This window comes from Amycolatopsis sp. NPDC004169 (assembly GCF_040610315.1).
Taxonomy (GTDB): Bacteria; Actinomycetota; Actinomycetes; order Mycobacteriales; family Pseudonocardiaceae; genus Amycolatopsis.
Genome location: NZ_JBEXMD010000011.1, coordinates 121,522 through 138,711, shown reverse-complemented (window position 1 = coordinate 138,711; position 17,190 = coordinate 121,522). Strand labels below are relative to the sequence as shown.

General features: G+C 69.3%; 12 protein-coding genes. 9 read left to right on the top strand and 3 right to left on the bottom strand.

Annotation, left to right across the window (positions count from 1 at the left end; genetic code table 11):
• The first annotated feature begins 268 nt into the window (after positions 1-268).
• Both ABZX11_RS17540 and ABZX11_RS17535 read left to right on the top strand, forming a co-directional pair.
• A complete protein-coding gene (locus tag ABZX11_RS17540; RefSeq protein WP_354913983.1) occupies positions 269-5,581 on the top strand; it encodes a hypothetical protein in 5,313 nt (1,770 codons plus the stop codon).
• On the top strand, positions 5,578-6,966 hold the full coding sequence (locus ABZX11_RS17535; protein ID WP_354913981.1) for a hypothetical protein: 1,389 nt from the start codon (positions 5,578-5,580) through the stop codon (positions 6,964-6,966). The genes ABZX11_RS17540 and ABZX11_RS17535 overlap by 4 nt, the downstream gene beginning before the upstream one ends.
• An 18-nt stretch (positions 6,967-6,984) precedes the next feature.
• On the opposite strand, the gene ABZX11_RS17530 is transcribed toward ABZX11_RS17535, so the two are convergent.
• Positions 6,985-7,464: a hypothetical protein gene (locus tag ABZX11_RS17530; protein ID WP_176175944.1), complete on the bottom strand. Its 480-nt coding sequence runs from the start codon at positions 7,462-7,464 to the stop codon at positions 6,985-6,987.
• Positions 7,465-7,527: 63 nt separating this feature from the next.
• Here ABZX11_RS17530 and ABZX11_RS17525 point away from each other — a divergent pair, with 63 nt between their 5' ends.
• From ABZX11_RS17525 to ABZX11_RS17515, 3 genes are all read left to right on the top strand, one after another.
• Positions 7,528-8,769, top strand: coding sequence for an aminotransferase class I/II-fold pyridoxal phosphate-dependent enzyme (locus ABZX11_RS17525; protein WP_354913979.1), 1,242 nt, complete (start codon positions 7,528-7,530; stop codon positions 8,767-8,769).
• Between the two features lie 116 nt (positions 8,770-8,885).
• A complete protein-coding gene (locus ABZX11_RS17520; RefSeq protein ID WP_176175946.1) occupies positions 8,886-9,863 on the top strand; it encodes a ferritin-like domain-containing protein in 978 nt (325 codons plus the stop codon).
• Positions 9,864-9,925: 62 nt separating this feature from the next.
• Positions 9,926-11,032: an NAD(P)/FAD-dependent oxidoreductase gene (locus ABZX11_RS17515; RefSeq protein WP_354913977.1), complete on the top strand. Its 1,107-nt coding sequence runs from the start codon at positions 9,926-9,928 to the stop codon at positions 11,030-11,032.
• Here ABZX11_RS17515 and ABZX11_RS17510 read toward each other — a convergent pair.
• A complete protein-coding gene (locus ABZX11_RS17510; protein ID WP_354913975.1) occupies positions 11,022-12,065 on the bottom strand; it encodes a LacI family DNA-binding transcriptional regulator in 1,044 nt (347 codons plus the stop codon). The genes ABZX11_RS17515 and ABZX11_RS17510 overlap by 11 nt on opposite strands.
• 161 nt (positions 12,066-12,226) lie before the next feature.
• Between ABZX11_RS17510 and ABZX11_RS17505 the strand changes: the two genes are divergently transcribed.
• From ABZX11_RS17505 to ABZX11_RS17490, 4 genes are read left to right on the top strand one after another with little or no spacing between them, the layout of a single operon-like run.
• Positions 12,227-13,507: an ABC transporter substrate-binding protein gene (locus ABZX11_RS17505; protein ID WP_176175949.1), complete on the top strand. Its 1,281-nt coding sequence runs from the start codon at positions 12,227-12,229 to the stop codon at positions 13,505-13,507.
• Positions 13,507-14,427 carry a sugar ABC transporter permease gene (locus tag ABZX11_RS17500; RefSeq protein ID WP_176175950.1) on the top strand — a complete coding sequence of 307 codons (921 nt, stop codon included), beginning with the start codon at positions 13,507-13,509 and terminating at the stop codon, positions 14,425-14,427. Before ABZX11_RS17505 ends, ABZX11_RS17500 begins: the two co-directional genes overlap by 1 nt.
• 9 nt (positions 14,428-14,436) lie before the next feature.
• Positions 14,437-15,321 (top strand): carbohydrate ABC transporter permease, encoded by an 885-nt coding sequence (locus tag ABZX11_RS17495; protein WP_176175951.1) that lies wholly within the window; start codon positions 14,437-14,439, stop codon positions 15,319-15,321.
• Between the two features lie 17 nt (positions 15,322-15,338).
• Positions 15,339-16,700, top strand: a complete 1,362-nt coding sequence (locus ABZX11_RS17490; RefSeq protein WP_354913972.1) for a GH1 family beta-glucosidase — start codon at positions 15,339-15,341, stop codon at positions 16,698-16,700.
• Between the two features lies 1 nt (position 16,701).
• Here the strand turns inward: ABZX11_RS17490 and ABZX11_RS17485 are convergent, their stop codons facing one another.
• Positions 16,702-17,139, bottom strand: a complete 438-nt coding sequence (locus tag ABZX11_RS17485; protein WP_354913970.1) for a hypothetical protein — start codon at positions 17,137-17,139, stop codon at positions 16,702-16,704.
• Positions 17,140-17,190: the final 51 nt, after the last annotated feature.

The window sequence follows — 17,190 nt, the reverse complement described above, 5'->3', positions numbered from 1 at the left end:
AGTAGTCCTGCTCGCCAATGATCGACGATAAACGGCAGGATTTATCGTGACTGATGTTCTCCGAGATCTTCGCAAGTGGCTTGTTTCTCTCGACGACACGAGTCTGGGTGTTCTGTTAGGCGCCTCCGACGTGTTGAGAGCCGGCGCCCACTTGGCCCGCCGGAAGAACTCCTCTTCTTTTCGGCGCAGAGAGGCATTGGCCACTCGGGCTTGGATACTGAAGGCATCCCCGTCGGTGCTTGCCGCCGTCGCGCGAAGCGTTGTCCCGGTGGCCGCCGACCTTCTGGTGAACTACCTCGGTTTTCCCGAGCAGGAGGTGGCGCAACCCGGAGCGGAAGAATTGCGGAAGATGCTGCTGTCACTGGGTAGGCCTCTCGGCCGGATGGTCTTTTTCGCGTTGCTGATCGGAAAGTTTCCGGCCAGTGGTCTGGCCGTCGAGTTCCGGGATCAGCTCGAAGGCGATTTGGCGGAGCTCGATCGTTCCGACGGGCCGCAGGACTTGACTGAGCTGCGGCAAGGTCGTGAGAGCCGGAAGGGGCAAGCAGTCACCGGCACGGACGACGCACTCATACGGGAAGGTGACCAGGACGTGCGAGACGCAGCGATCCCCACCGAGCTGACGGAAAGCACGGTCACCGAGTCGGAAACCCGGATGTCGAAGTTCCGCGATCGCACCGGCCGCACCGCCGGTGATCTCCGGCTGGCCGCCGACCGGGCGGAGAGCGGACTCCCGCTTGCCCCCGACCTTCGCGCGAAGATCGAGTCCTACACCGAGGAGCGCGCCGCGCTGCTTGAAGCGGTTCGTGAGTTCGCGGCGGCCGCCGAGGACGCCGGCATCGACTACTTCCATGAGGTGACCGGAGCCGCCAGGGCCACGCTGGACGAGCAACGGCTCGCCGGCGAATCGGCGGACAAGGTGGCCCGGCTCGACAGGCAGATCGCCGAACTCGAGAAGATGATGGAGTTGTCCGCCACCGGTACTCGCGCGCGCTTGCTTCGGGTGTTGGAAGAGGTCCGGACCGAACGCGACCAGCTGACCGGGGCCGCGGAGCCCGTCGACACCGAAGATGCGCCGGCGGTGCCAATGCCCGACGAGCCGGACGTACCCGACGCCGTGGACTGGGACGAGCATCCGACAGCCGGGGCAGTGGCGAACACCATCGCCGACGCGGTACCGGGTGCTGGCAATCCCGGAGCGGAAGCCGCCCGGGCGGAAGCCGAGGCGGCGGACTCCGCCCCGAGCTCGATCGAGCCGGAGCCGGAGCCGTCCGACGCCGAAGAGTTCAAGAACGGTTTCCCTTGGGACGAGGGTGAACGGCCCCTGGCCGTCCAGCTGGTTTCGGCGGGCCGGGTGGCCGAGGCCTACTGGGTGACGGCGTTGTCCGCTGAGCCGGAAATCCGGGCAGCCGTGCTTCGGGTCGCCTCGGCCTCCTACACGGTGCACGGCAGCGCGGACGCGAATGCGGTGCTCGCCGCGATCGATCTCGACCCGCGCCCGCTCAGCAAAGATCACGACGCCGCAGTACTGGCGACGACCGCGATGCTGCGGGCCGGGCTCGCCGCCGGGTGGAGCCACCGCCTGCTCGGGCAGTTGGCCGTTGAACAGGGCTTGCCCCCTCGGTGGGCGACCCTCATCCGATCGTGCGTTGCGGCACTGCAAAGCCGCTACCCGTTCGACTCGCGGGCCGGGATTCCGGACGTGGGACAAGACAGCAGTGCGGCACGTTGGGAACTCGGCCGGCGCGCCGCCGCCCTGCTCAAGGAGCTGCCGCGGCACAAGACCAGTTACCAGCGAGCGACCCGGGTACTGCAACGCATGATGGTGCCGGGGCAGCCGCTGGCCAACGGCCTCGACGCGGTGGTCGCCTGGGCGGCGGGGAACGACGACGGCGCACTGGCCTCGGCCTGCGAAGAACTCGCGGCGCCCAGCTCTCCCGACGTGTTGATCGAAAAGGCCGACCAGGAGATGCGTACGCCGAAGCAGTCCAAAGAACCGATCGTCGCCATGGCTCTTCGCGCGCTCGTCCGCGCGGTGAACGACGTGCGGACCGTGGTGCTGGAGGCTGGGGCGCTCGACAGCCGGCTGTCCGCGGCGGGCGCCGACACAGGCCCGGCCGCGGCGGACCTGGCGGACGCGCTGTCGGGGATCACCGACGCCGTGCCTCCCCCGGGAATGGCCGGTGCGGCACTCGTTCTGTTCCGCTCCTGGCTGCAGAACCCCGGTTCGGTTATCACCTCGGCCGAGTTCGCTGGCCCACCTGTTGTCGGCATTCCCGACGGCATCGCCGAGCCCACCGCCGATGTCCTGTTGAGCCTGACGGACCTCCGGTATGACGAAAGCGGGCGTCCGGACCGCACCGACCCACGCACTCCTGCCATCCTCGCCAGAGCGTGCGAGCCCGTGAACGTCGTCGAAGTGGTCCGGAAGTACTGCGAGCGAGGGGATCTCCGGCGTGCCCGGCGGGTGGTCGAACTGACCGATCGAGGGGTGTGGCCGGGAGCGGGCACGATCAGCGGCCTGGACAAAGTCATCGCCGAAGCGGCTGACAAGTGGACCAGCATGCATCGGCGTGAGGTCACCCGGGCACGCGATCTTTTCGCGCGGGTCCGGACGCAGAAGGTGCTCGAGCCGCCCGAAGAGAACGTGGTGGCCCGGCAGCTCGAGGCCATGATGATGCCGCAGGAGCCGCAGTTCGACCTCGCATCGGCCGAGCTGCGTGACTTGGTCGATACGCTGAAGAGACGGCTCCAAGACCGCGTCGACGAGCTTCGTGCCGAACTGGACGCGCTGAAAGCGCCCAAAGCAGACCACGACAGTATCGTTGCCCTCTTGACCGACGGGGACACCGTCACCGCCACGGATTTCCTCTGGTTGCTCAAAACCGGCGCCCGGCTTCCGGAGCCGGAGCGGCCGACCGCCGGTGACCTCGAGACATTCACCGGAATCCTGCAGCGCGGGGCCGGTCGGGGACTGACCACGGTCCGGGCTTGGGCCGACCTGATCGGGGATGGGCGGCCGCTGGCCGAAATCGGGGAGGCCGGTACCAAGGCTTGGGACGGTTTGAGCGACGCCTCACGGCACGCCGGCAACCAGCTCGCTTCGGCGATCAAGAGCATCCTGCGCACGTTGGGGTTGCGTTGTGAAGCCCCGCTCACCGAGATCAAGTACCGCGGAGCCCGGGGATTCCGGCGCTTCACGGTTCGGGGTGTGCCCGGTGACGGCTCCTACGTCTCGGCGCTCGGTTCCGCGGCGGCCGAGTACACGGTCACGGTCGTCATGGAGGAACGCCGGGGAGGCCGATCGGTGCTGGACGTTCTCGGACAGGAAGAAGTCGGCCGAGCCAACATCGTCCTGTACCTGTTCACCATGGATCTGCGGACCCGGCGGAGCCTGGCCGCTCAGGCGACGCGCAGTCGCGCTCAAGCCATCGTCATCGACCCGGCGGTACTGGGCTGGGTGGCCGCCACGGAGCCGGGATCCTGGCGCGCGACCCAGCGTGTCACGTTGCCTTGGACAGCCTTCAACCCCTACCGGCCGTTCGTTGCCGGGTTGGTTCCCCCCGAGGTTTTCGTCGGCCGTGACCGGGAGATCTCCGAGGTGGTCGATTCCGAAGGGGGCCTCTTCCTCTACGGAGGCCGCCAGCTGGGCAAGTCCGCGTTGCTGCGCCGGGTCGAGGCCGCCTACCGCGACGACTTCCGCCTGGCTGTCTACCTCGATCTCAAAGGACGGGGAATCGGTGAAGGCGAACCGGCCGGGCGGATCTGGCGAGAACTGGTCGTCGAGCTGAAGGAGCGCAACGTCCTGGACGCCAAGATCTCGGATGATGCGCCACCCGACGTCGTCGTGACCCAAATCCGCCGGTGGATCGGCGGCCACCCGTCGCGCAAGCTGCTCCTGCTCGCGGACGAAGCGGATGCCTTCCTCACCGCCGACTCCCGTGGCGTGCCGACGGCCGGCGGGGAAGCGCGCTTCCGGCACGTGGTCCGCCTCAAGGAGCTGATGGAGTCCACTCAGCGCCGGTTCAAGGTGGTTTTCGCGGGTCTGCACCAGGTCCGCCGGTTCGGCCACCTGCCGAATGTGCCGCTCACGCACGGTGGTCCGGACATTCTCATCGGCCCGCTCGAGCCCCGGGACGCGAGCCGGTTGGTCACGGAGCCGATGCGTGCACTCGGGTACTCGTTCGAACGGCCTGAGCTGGTGTGGCGGCTGCTGTCGGTGACCAACTACCAGGCGGGGCTCATCCAGATCTTCTGCGAGGAACTGGTGCGCACGATGCACGCCCGCCGCGAACAGGCTCGAGCGTCGTCGATTCCGGTCGAGGTGACCGAGGACGTGGTCGAGGCGGTGGCTTCGGGAAAGCGCGTCCGCAAGCAGATAGAGGAGCGGCTCCGGATCACCATCAACCTGGACGACCGCTACCGCGTCCTCATGCTCGTGATCGCCCTGCTGAGCCTGAAGGACTCCTTCGGCGCCGACTACGGCCCGGAGGAGATCCTCGAGCAGGCGCGGGAACGCTGGCCGGCCGGATTCGGCAAGCTGGACGGCAGGCAGGTCAGCATCAACCTGTCCGAAATGGTCGACCTGGGCCTGCTCATCAAGCTGTCCGAAGATCGCTATGCCGTTCGCAGCCCCAATGTCGTCACCATGCTGGGTACTGCGGCCGACCTGGACCGGGAGCTTAAGGACGCAGACTTCGACCTGCCGTACGAGTACAACCCGATGGAAGCTCGCCGTCTGCTGTTCTCCTCGCACGGACGCGAGCGCCGCAGCCCGCTGACCGATGGTCAGCTGGTGCAGCTGACCGCTACGAACGGCGTCACGGTGGTCACGGGAACCGAGGCGCTCGGAATCGCCCGAGTGCCCGACGCAGTGTCGAGGCACGCCGAACCCCGTGGTAGCAAGGTCGAGGTCCACCACACGGCGGCCGAGGTGGGGAAGGCGATATCCACCGCGGCCCGGCGCACCCGTCCCACAGTGCTGATCGCGGACCTGCTGCAGGCCACCGAAGCCGAAATCGAGATGGTCGCACACAAGCTGGCGAAGGCACCGTTGAGCGCGGTAGTGCTGGTCGCTCCGGCACAGGCCGACTTCGCGGCGGAGCTGCTGCGCTCGCCTTGGGTACGTCCCGATCGCTGGACGGCGGACAGTGTGCGCAGCTGGCCCGAGTGCCCGTTCGACGTCCTCAGTTCGCGTGCTGACCTGATCAGGGCCACGGGCGGCTGGCCCGAGCTCGTGGAGGAGGTCATGGCGATGGTCGTCACGCTCGGCCTCACCAAACAACAGGCGCTCGAGCAGATCCGGCAGTTCTTCGATGATCGCGAGAAGGCGGCCATCCAGCTGGCGGCGGCCGGACTGGACCGCAAGCTGATCGACCTGATCGGGCCGTGGTCGGAGTATTTCGAGCCGGGAGAACCGATTTCGCCGGCCGATGCCGCCGCCGCGCTGGAGCTCGACCTGCCGGACAGCAGTGACTTGCTGAAGAGACTGGCCGACCTCGGTGTCCTGGACGAGACCGGCGAGGGTGTGGTCCTGGACGTAGTGGTGCACCGCTGCCTGCAAGCCGTGCGCGGTGAGTCGTGACCGGCTTCCTTGACAGCGTTTTCGCCAATCTGCCCGGGCCGGGCCGCCACCTTTGGCGGATCACCCAGGACCTGAACGAGGGGTTCAGCTGCGTATGGCTCGTGCCCGACGATCTCGTGCAACGCGGAGACGCGGACATGCTGCTCGACCTGCTCGCGGCCCGTCCCGACAGCATCCGCGTGGCCAAGCCCGAGCGCACCGGCCGCGTCCGGGCGCCGGGGGTGGTGGAACGACCGGAGAGCGGCGATTGCAGGGAGAGCACGCCGTCCTGGGCGCAGGACCGATTCGGTTTCCTCGACGAGGACGCACTGCGGTCCGAGCCGGCCGTCGAGCCGGAGGAGATCCGGACCACCGTGGTCGAGCGGCTCGGGATCGCCCTCGAAGGTCAGTCGGCCGGCGACACTGTGCGTGACCTCGCCTTGGCCGAGTCGTTGCGAGGCCAGGTCATCGTCGTCAGCGGGTGGGACGAGCCGGATCCGACGGACGCGAGCACGTTCCTGATCCAGCTCACCGCGATGCTCAAGGAGCGGGGTGTCCCGCCCGAACTGCGGCCACGGGTCCTGTTCGCGACCCGGGAACGGGACGTATCCGGCCCCTTTCTCGACCGGATCGACCCGGTGACGACCCGGGTGCGGTGGTGGTGGGGCGCGACCGGACGGCTGGACACGGCCGTTGTCGTCGCCGCAGCCCGTGTCCACACGGACGGGCGGACCTCGACCGGCTACGCGGCGCGCGTCCGTGAGTGCACCGTCAACGAAATACTGACCGAAGTCGCGGGGCCGGACCTGTCACTGGCCGCATCACTCGCGGCTTCTTGGGACGGTGAGGTCGCGAATCTCGCACCGTTGCTCCAGAAGCTGGCGTACGACTTCGCCCGACAGCCCGAGGGCGTCGATCTCCGCCACTGGCAGGCGGCGGGTGCTCACCGGCCTCCGCTGAAGCTGCGTGAATTGTGGCGGCTCGGGGTGGCCGATGTCTGGGACGGCCACGTGCGCATCAGCCCGGCGGTGGCCGACACGGCGTCCGTGGCCGCCGAGTTGGACACCTTGGTGTGGCGTGGGCAGAACCGGGCACTCATGCCGATCATCGACGAACAACGAGCCAGGCTCGAGGTGATCGTCCGGAGCCGAGCTTCCTCCGCGTCACTTCTGCGGCTCACGACCGAAACACGAGCTAAGCGAAGGTACGCAGCCGATCCCGGCCGTGCGCAGGATCCGCTGGAGCTGGGGGCCATTTACTGGCTCGACAACACGGGCGGCGTCACGCTCGACCGGGATGACCGTGTCCTTCTCCAGCACCTGCGGAAGACCCGCAACCGGCTGGCCCACCTGCAACCGCTGACCGATGACGCGTTCACCGACCTCCTGGCGGCCCTGCCGGGGTGACTGCCGGCTTCGGCCCTGCTAACCGTCCCACACAGCTGCGCCCTGGCGGACAACCTCCACATCGGACCGTGACTCCACCGGCCACAGCTCCACCACGTACCGGTAGTGCTCCCCGAACTCGTGCTCGTTCCACGTCACCGCGGGCGGACCGGCCGGCACGTACGAAACCCGGGCCCGGTACAACCCCGGGAGCACCGAAAAGTACTTCTCCTGCGACGGGTAGTCCGCCGGCCCGGAAATCACCAACCGCCCGCTCGGAACCGGAAGATCCGCTTCCACCACGTGCTCGGCATCGGCCGCGACAGCGGGCGGGGATGGCAGCAGCGTCACCGACGACTCGACGACGTCCGACCGGGCCGTCGCGATCGCGATACCGCCCGGTTCTGCCCCGATCCGGTGAAGCTCGACCGCGGAAGCAGTCCACCCGCTGCCCGTCAACCGGGTGGAAGAATCCCGGACGGTGAACTGGCGCTGGTCGGCGTGGACGACGAGATGCACACCGAGCACCCTAGCCAGGACCCGCCCCGAAATGGTATCGACGGCGGGTTTAGCGTTGAGGCCATGACCACTGCTTCCGTCGACGTCGACACGGCCCGCAGCGACTACGCGGCCCTGGTCGGCCGAGGCCTCTCCCTGGACATCACCCGCGGCAAGCCGTCCCCCGAACAGCTCGACCTTTCGAACGCGCTGCTCTCCCTCCCGGGCGACGGCACCTTCAAGGCCGAGGACGGCACCGACGTCCGCAACTACGGCGGCCTCAACGGCCTGCCCGAGCTGCGCCGCATCTTCGCCCCCGCGCTGCAGGTGCCCGCCGGGCAGCTGCTCGCCGCCGGGAACTCGAGCCTCGAGCTGATGCACGACGCCGTCGTCCAGGCACTGCTGAGCAAGCTGCCCGGTGCCGAGCGCCGCTGGGCCGACGAGCCGCAGGTGAAGTTCCTCGCCCCCGTCCCGGGCTACGACCGCCACTTCGCGCTCACCGAGCGCTTCGGCATCGAGCTCGTCGGAGTCGCGATGACCGACGAGGGCCCGGACATGGACGTCGTCGAGACGCTGGTCGCCGAAGACCCGGCCGTCAAGGGCATCTGGTGCGTCCCCAAGTACAGCAACCCCACCGGCGTCACCTTCAGTGACGACGTCGTCAAGCGGCTCGCGACCATGCGCACCGCGGCGCCCGACTTCCGGATCTTCTGGGACAACGCCTACGCCGTGCACCACCTCACCGACGCCGAGCCGGAACTGGCCGACGTCCTCGCCCTGGCCGCCGAGGCGGGCAACGCCGACCGCGTCTTCGTCTTCGGCTCCACCTCGAAGATCACCCTCGCCGGCGCCGGCGTCGGGTTCTTCGGTGCGTCCGAGGCCAACCTCGCCTGGTGGACCGGCAACATCGGCAAGCGCACCATCGGCCCGGACAAGGTCAACCAGCTGCGCCACGCGCACTTCCTGAAGGACGAAGACGGCGTGCGCGCCCACATGCGCAAGCACGCCGAGATCATCGGCCCGAAGTTCGCGGCCGTCGACCGCATCCTCTCCGAGGAGCTGGCCGACCTGGCGTCCTGGACCAAGCCGACCGGCGGGTACTTCATCACGCTGACCGTCCCGCAGGGCACCGCGAAGGAGGTCGTGCGGCTGGCGAAGGAGGCCGGGGTCGCGCTGACCCCCGCCGGCGCGACCCACCCGCACGGGAACGACCCGGAGGACGCCGTCATCCGGATCGCGCCGACCTTCCCGAAGCTGGAAGAGGTCGAGGAGGCCGTCCGCGCGCTCGCCGTGTGCGTCCGGCTCGCCGTCGCGCAGCGCGACTGACCTGGGAAAACGCAAGTCGATCAAAATTTTTCCCGTTTTGACCGAGCCGGGGGACGCCCAGGTACGTATGACCGGTGGGTGAGGTGGACGAACTCGTCACGAGAGGACGTCCCCCGGTGTTCGGAAAACGCTACACGGAGCAGCTGATCGAGCGCAGCGCGGAGAACGCGACCGACCGCCGCCGCTTCCTCAAGGCTGCGGGAGCGGCGGGGCTCGGCGTCGCGGGTGCCGGTGCGCTCGGCACGGCGCTGTCGCTGGGCCTCGGCTCGGCCGGTGCCACTTCGCAGTACGGAGCGCAGGGAGGTGACAAGGGGAAGGAGGCGGCGAGCGACGCCGCGGTGCTGAACTTCGCACTGAACCTCGAATACCTCGAGGCGAACCTCTACTCCTTCGCCGCCTACGGCTACGGCCTGAACGAGAAGTACGTCAACGGCGTCGGCAACCTGGGCAAGGTCTCGGGTGGCCACGGCGTGAAGTTCAAGAGCGAGCACACGAAGCAGATCGTCCAGGAGATCGCCGGCGACGAGGTCGCCCACGTGAACTTCCTGCGCAAGGCCCTCGACAAGGCCGCCGTCGCGCAGCCGGAGATCGACTTCCAGAACAGCTTCACCGCCGCCATGCAGGCCGCGGGCGTGATCAAGCAGGGCCAGACGTTCGACCCGTTCGCCAGCGAGAACAACTTCCTGCTCGCCGCCTACCTGTTCGAGGACGTCGGCGTGTCCGCCTACAAGGGCGCGGCCCCGCTGGTGAACAACAAGACGTTCCTCGACGCGGCCGCGGGCATCCTGGCCGTCGAGGCCTACCACGCCGGGATCGTCCGGTCCGCCCTCTTCGAGCGCGGCCTCGGCGACATCACCAACAAGATCTCCGACGCCCGCGACAGCCTCGACGGCAAGGCCGACGACGACGAAGGCGTCCTCAAGGACGGCAAGGCGAACCTCGTCCCCGCCGACGCCAACGGCATCGCGTTCGGGCGGTCCGCGGACCGGGTGCTCAACATCGCCTACCTCAACCCGGACAAGGTGTCTTCGGGTGGCTTCTACCCGCGCGGCCTGAACGGCGAAATCGCCACCAGTGGTGCGAAGGAGAAGTAGGCACCGCGTGCCGCCGTCACGGTAACGTCTACGACGGCGGCACGCGGAGTCGAGGGGGCGAAGTGCGGGTACTGGTCGCGGGTGGCGGCATCTCGGGCACGGTGACGGCGATGGCGCTCAAGCTCGCCGGGCACGAACCGGTGGTCTACGAGGCCTACCCCGCGGGCGGGGACGACATCGGCGCGTTCCTCACCCTCATGCACAACGGCATGGACGCCCTGCGCGCGATCGGCGCCGACCGGCCGGTGATCGACAGCTCGTTCGCCGCGTACGGCGTCGAGCTGGTCGCCCCGACGGGGGAGACCGTCGGGCGGACCGGGTTCGACACCGAAAGCCTCGACGGGCCCCGCACCCTGACCCGCGCCACGCTCTACCGCGTGCTCCAGGACGAGGCCGCGCACCGCGGCGTCCCCCTGGAACGCGGCAAGCGGCTGGTGGGCGCGAAGGCGGGCGAGGGCGGGATCACGGCCGAGTTCGCCGACGGCACCACCGCGACCGGCGACGTCCTGGTGGGCGCGGACGGCCTGCGTTCGGTGGTCCGGCGGCTGATCGACCCGGCAGCGGACGAACCCCGCTACACGGGGCTGACCGTCGTGTACGGCTACACGCGGGCGGAGGGACTGCCGCCGGCGCCCGGGATCTACCGGATGGTCCGCGGCAGCCGCGCGGCGTTCGGGTTCACCACGGCCCCGGACGGCGCCACGTTCTGGTTCGCCCGCATCCCGGACCCCGAGCGGCCCCGCGAGGAGATCGCGGCGGTCACCCCGGCGGGCTGGCGCGACTTCGCCCACGCGGCCTTCGACGGCGATCCGTTGCCCTGCGCGGACATCATCGCCGCCACGGGCGACGAAGTCTTCGGCGGCCACTCCTACGACGTCCCGGAAACCCGGGTCTGGTCGACCCCCGAGATGGTCCTGACCGGGGACGCCGCCCACGCCGCGTCCCCGGCGGCGGGCCAAGGCGCGTCGATGGCGCTGGAGGACAGCGTGGTGCTGGCCCAGTGCCTGCGCGACCTCCCGGACCCGCCGTCGGCCTTCGCGGCGTACGAGGGACTGCGGCGCGAGCGGGTCGAGAAGCTGGTGAAGGCGAGCGCGGGCGGCGACGTCGGCGAGGAACGCGGCTGGGTCTACGCGCACCACATCGACTGGGACGCGAAGATCACCGCGTAGCGCCGCACGAATCGCGCACGACCAGTTTCGTGGGCAGCAGCACCGGTTCCGGTGCCGTCGACGTCTCGAGCATCGCCAGCAGCGCCCCCGCCGCCGCCGTGCCGAAGCCCGGCTTGTCCTGGGCCACCGTCGTCAGCGCCGGGTCCACCAGTGACGCCACCTCGATGTCGTCGAAGCCCACCACCGCCAGGTCCGACGGCACGCGCAGCCCGGCCGCGCGGGCCGCCAGCATGGCGCCGACCGCCATCTCGTCGCTGGCCGCGAACACCGCCGTCGGCGGGTCCTTGCGGGCCAGCAGCCGGCGCATGCCGACGAAACCGCTCTCACGGTAGAAGTCGCCACCGATCACCAGGTCCTCCGACACCGGCAGGCCGGCTTCGGCCAGGCCGCGGCGGTAGCCCTCGGTGCGGGCCGCCGCCGGGGCGTTGCCACGGGGGCCGGTGATCGTCGCGATCCGGCGGTGGCCCAGCGCCGCCAGGTGGCGGACCGCTTCCGCCGCGCCGCCCGCGTTGTCCGACGTCACGTGCGTCGCCCGCGGGCCCGACAGGGCGACGTCCAGGGCGACGCACGGCAACCCGGACTGGGCGAACGCGGTGAACGCGTCGGCGTCCGTCCCGCTGTCGATCAGCACCAGCCCGGCCAGGTGGTGGCGCCGGGTCATGCTGACGTACCCGATCGGGTCGGCCAGTGACACGCCCGGGTGGCGGTCGCGGGCGTCGTCGCTCGTCGCGAGCAGCAGCAGGTGGTAGCCGTGTGAGCTCAGCGCGGATTTGAGGCCCAGCAACAGGTCCTGCAGGAACGGGTGCCGCCAGCCGGGCCGCCGGTGGTCGGTGTCCCAGACCAGCCCGACCATCGCCGACTGCTGCCGCGACAACGCGCGGGCCGACTCGTTCGGCGAAAAATCGAGGTCGCGCGCGACGCGTTCGACGCGTTCGCGCGTCGCCGCGCTGACCGTGGCGGGCCGGTTGAACACCCGTGACACGGTGGCGACGGAAACCCCGCAGAGCTGCGCGACCTCGCGGGCGGTGACCATGGCGACCTCCGGTTCTTGTAACCGGTTACATCTGTAGCACACGATCTCTGACTGCGTAAACGTCGGACTGCTTTATCATTTCGTTACTTGACGGCACCCTGCTGGGAGCGCTCTCATGGGACCCGCGTTTTCCGACCGGCCCGCAGAACAACGGAGATCTCATGCGCCCGAAAACGAGAAACCGCCGGATCCGCCTGATCGCCGGGGTGAGTGCCACCCTGGTCGCGCTCACCGCGCTGAGCGCCTGCGGGGACAGCGGCGCCGCCGGCGGCAAGGTCAAGCTGAGCCTCGGCCTGTTCGGCAACTTCGGCTACACCGACCTGATCAAGGAGTACCAGGCGGCGCACCCGGACATCGAGATCACCGAGCGGACCGCTTCCTACTCCGACCACCACAAGAACCTCGCCGCGCACCTGGCCACCGGCGCCGGCGCCGCGGACATCGAGGCCATCGACACCGGCTACGTCGCCCAGTTCAAGGCGACGCCGGACAAGTTCGTCGACCTCAACACCGTCGGCGGCGACCAGCTCAAGGACCGCTGGCTCGGCTGGAAGTGGGCCGCGTCGGTGGGCAAGGGCGGACAGCAGATCGGCTACGGCACCGACGTCGGCGGCCTGGCCATCTGCTACCGGCGCGACATGTTCAAGACCGCCGGGCTGCCGGAGGACCGCGACGCCGTCTCCGCGCTCTGGCCCACCTGGCAGGCGTTCTTCGAGACGGGCAAGCGCTTCCAGGCCCAGGCGCCCCAGGGCGTCAAGTTCATGGACGGCGGCCCGACCGTGCTCAACGCGATCGTCGGCCAGGCCCCGCAGGGCTACTACGACCAGAACGACCAGATCATCGTGGGCAGCAACCCGGCGCTGCGCCAGGGCTGGGACCTCGTGGTCGACGCGGTCAAGGCGAACCTGAGCGCCGGCCTGCTCTACAGCACGCCGCAGTGGAACACCGGGTTCACCCAGGGCCAGTTCGCGACCGTGACCTGCCCGGCGTGGATGATGACCAAGATCAAGGACCAGGCCCCGGACACCGCGGGCAAGTGGGACGTCGCGGCCGTGCCCGGTGGCGGCGGCAACTGGGGCGGCTCGTACCTGACCGTGCCCAAGCAGGGCAAGCACACCAAGGAAGCCGCCGAGCTCGCCGCGTGGCTCACCGCGCCGGAACAGCAGGCGAAGGTGTTCACCAGCAAGGGGCTGCTGCCTTCGGTGCCGTCGCTCTACGACGACGCGAAGATCACCGGCTACACGAACCCGTTCTTCAACAACGCTCCGGTCGGCAAGGTCTTCACCGACGCGGCGAAGAAGCTGAACCCGCAGTACCAGGGCCCCAAGGCCGGCGACGTGCAGACCGAGTTCGGCAACGCGATGCAGCGCGTCGAGCAGGGCAAGCAGGACGGCGCGGCGGCGTGGGAGCAGCTGGTCGGTGACGTCGCGAAGATCAAGTAATGGCGCTCACCTTCGCCGAGCGGCGGCAGAAGTGGGACGTCAAGCTGTCGCCGTTCGGCTTCATCAGCCCGTACTTCCTGATCTTCGGCGTCTTCGGGTTGTTCCCGCTGCTGTACACGGCGTTCGTGTCGCTGCAGAAGCGGAACCTCATCGACGCCGAAGGCGCGCAGTTCATCGGCTTCGGCAACTACGAGCAGCTGCTGTTCCACGACCCGTACTTCTGGAACGCGATGGGGAACACGGTCAGCCTGTGGCTGCTGACCACGATCCCGCAGATCCTGTTCGCGCTCGGCATCGCGCACCTGCTCAACCGGCGGCTGCGCGGGCGGATGTTCTTCCGGATGGGGATGATCCTGCCGAACATCACCTCGGTGGCCGCGGTGACGATCATCTTCGCCCAGTTGTTCGGCCGGGACTTCGGCCTGGTCAACTGGGTGCTGAGCTGGTTCGGCGCCGGGCAGGTCGACTGGCAGGCCGGCACGGCCAGCTCGCACACCGCCATCGCGGCGATGGTGGTGTGGCGCTGGACCGGTTACCACGCGCTGATCTTCCTGGCGTCGATGCAGGCGATCCCGTCGAGCATGTACGAGGCCGCCACCCTCGACGGCGCCAAGGGGTGGCAGCAGTTCTGGCGGATCACCGTGCCGCTGCTGCGGCCGCAGATCATCTTCTCCACGGTGATCGCGACGACCGGGAACATGCGGCTGCTGGCCGAGCCGCTGCTGTTCAACCCGGGCACGGCGGCCGCCACCGGCGGCTCGGACCGGCAGTTCCAGACCGCCGCGCTCTACCTCTACGAACAGGGTTTCACCAAGTACGACTTCGGCTACAGCTCGGCGATCGCGCTGGTGCTGGCCGTGGCCACGATGCTCGTCGCGGGCCTGTCGTACCTGGTGACCCGGCGCATCCAAACGGACTGAGGAGCGGACATGACCACCGTGCTGACCCCGGCCGCGCCCGCGCCGCCGGCGGCACCCGGGCGGGCCCGGCGCATCGCGCGCCGGGTCGCGAGCCCGTGGACCTACGCCGCGCTGATCGCGATCCTGGCCGGCTCGGCGTTCCCGGTGTACTGGTCGTTCGTCGTCTCCTCGCAGACGACGGAGGCGGTCGGGAAGGTGCCGCCGGTGCTCGTCCCCGGCGGGCACCTGTTCGAGAACATCGCCCGCGTCTTCGACGAGACGGACTTCGCGCTGGCGCTCGGCAACTCGCTGATCGTCGCGGGCACGATCACCGTCTCGGTGGTGCTGTTCTCGACGCTGGCCGGGTTCGCCTTCGCCAAGATGCGCTTCCGCGGGCGGACGGCGCTGCTGCTGCTCGTGGTCGCCACCCAGGCGATCCCGACCGAGCTGGGCGTCGTCCCGCTGTACATGATGATGGCCGACTTCGGGTGGGCCGGGCAGCTGCAGGCGGTGATCGTGCCCGGCCTGGTCACCGCGTTCGGCGTGTTCTTCATGCGCCAGTACTTCGAGCGGGCGCTGCCGCTGGAGCTGCTGGAGGCGGGCCGGATGGACGGCTGCGGCTCGCTGCGGCTGTTCTGGCACGTGGCCCTGCCCGCCGCCCGCCCGGCCGCGGCGGTGCTCGGGCTGTTCACCTTCATGCAGGCCTGGAACGACTTCTTCTGGCCGCTGGTGGTGCTGGTGCCGGAGAACCCGACCGTCCAAACCGCACTGTCCACACTGGCCAGTGGGTACACCACCGACTACACGCTCGTGCTCACCGCCGCCACCATCGGCACCGTCCCCGTCCTGATCGTGTTCCTGCTGTTCGGCCGCCAGATCGTCGGCGGCATCATGCAGGGCGCGCTCAAGGGCTGACCCTCCCGGAGCTCACTGTGACCACCAGTTTCCCGCCCGGCTTCCGCTGGGGCGTCGCGACCTCGGCGTTCCAGATCGAAGGCGCCACCACCGCGGACGGCCGCGGACCGTCCATCTGGGACACCTTCGCCGCGGTGCCGGGCGCGGTGGCGGGCGGCGACACCGGTGAACCGGCGGCCGACCACTACCACCGCTGGCCGGACGACCTGGACCTGCTCGCCGGGCTGGGCGTCGACGCCTACCGGTTTTCGGTGTCCTGGCCCCGGATCCAGCCGGACGGGCGCAGTGTGGAGCGCCGCGGCCTCGACTTCTACCGGCGGCTGGTGGAGGGCCTGCGGGAGCGGGGGATCGAGCCGTTCCTGACGCTCTACCACTGGGACCTGCCCCAGGCACTGGAGGACGAGGGCGGCTGGCGGTCCCGCGACACGGCGTCGCGGTTCGCCGACTACGCGGCCCTGGTCCACGCGGAGCTGGGCGACCTGGTCGAGCACTGGACGACCCTGAACGAGCCGTACCCGTGCGCGGTCGCCGGGTACGGCGAAGGCCGCCACGCGCCCGGGGCACGGGAGGGCGACGGCGCGCTGGCGGCCGCCCACCACCTGCTGCTCGGCCACGGCCTGGCGGTGCGCGCGATGCGCGCGCTGGCGTTGCCGCACCACCAGTTCGGCATCGTGCTCAACCAGTCGCCGTCGGTCCCGGTGTCGGATTCGGCAGCGGACGCGGCGGCGGCCGCCCGCCAGGACACGTTGCTGCGCCGCCAGTTCACCGACCCGCTGTTCGGCGGCCGCTACGCCCCGGGCCTGCCGGCGATGTTCGACGGCGTCTCGGACTTCGCCTTCCGCCACGACGAGGACCTGTCGATCATCGGCGAGCCGCTCGACTACCTGGGCGTCAACTACTACTACCGCCTGCACGTGGCGGACGCCCCGCACCGCGAGCCGGACCCGGCCCTGCGGACGGTGACCGACATCGGGGTGGACACGACCCGCCTGCCGGACGTCCCGCGGACGGGCATGGGCTGGCCGGTGGAGCCGGAGGGCCTGACGGAAGCGTTGGTGGGCCTGCACAACCGCTACCCGGGGCTACCGCCGGTGTACATCACGGAGAACGGCTGCGTGTACGCGGACCGGAGCGATTTCGCGGACTACGAGCGCATCAACTTCCTGGGCGACCACATCGAAGCGGCCGGCGCAGCGGCGGCGGCGGGAGTGGACCTGCGGGGGTACTTCTGCTGGTCGCTGCTGGACAACTTCGAGTGGGCGCACGGGTACAAGCACCGGTTCGGGTTGGTCCACGTGGACTACGCGACCCAGAAGCGCACGCCGAGGGCGAGTTACCGCTGGTACCGCGACTTCATCACGGCCCAGCGCACTCCGTGAATCAGGATTCCGGGGAGTGTCCGCTATTCAGGGGACGACCCCGTGCATCCCGCTCCCGGCGCGACACGTCCCGGGTGAATCCCGAGACTCCCAGAATCAGTACGGGTGCTGCCAAGAACCACCACCAAGGACTGGCGGTGACTGCGGTGTAGACCAGCCAGCAACCGCCCACGATGAAGAGCAGCCCGAGGCCGATCCCTGTCGGCTCGCGCCGTTTGGTCTGTTCGTCGCTGACGAACGACGCGAGTCTGGTCTCGACGTGGCTCGTGACCGTACTCCGAGCTTCGCTGTCATCCGGTAGCAAGTTCGCGATGTCCATCAAGGACTTCAGCTCGCTCAGGCGGGCCGGCCGCGCCCGGTACATCTCCCATATCTTGAGGCCGGCGGCGACAGCGCCGAGTGCTGCGATCAGAACCTTGGACCAAGTATCCCAATCCATGGTGACATTGTGTCAGAGGAATCTGATCTTCAGATCTTCGTGCTGTGAAGG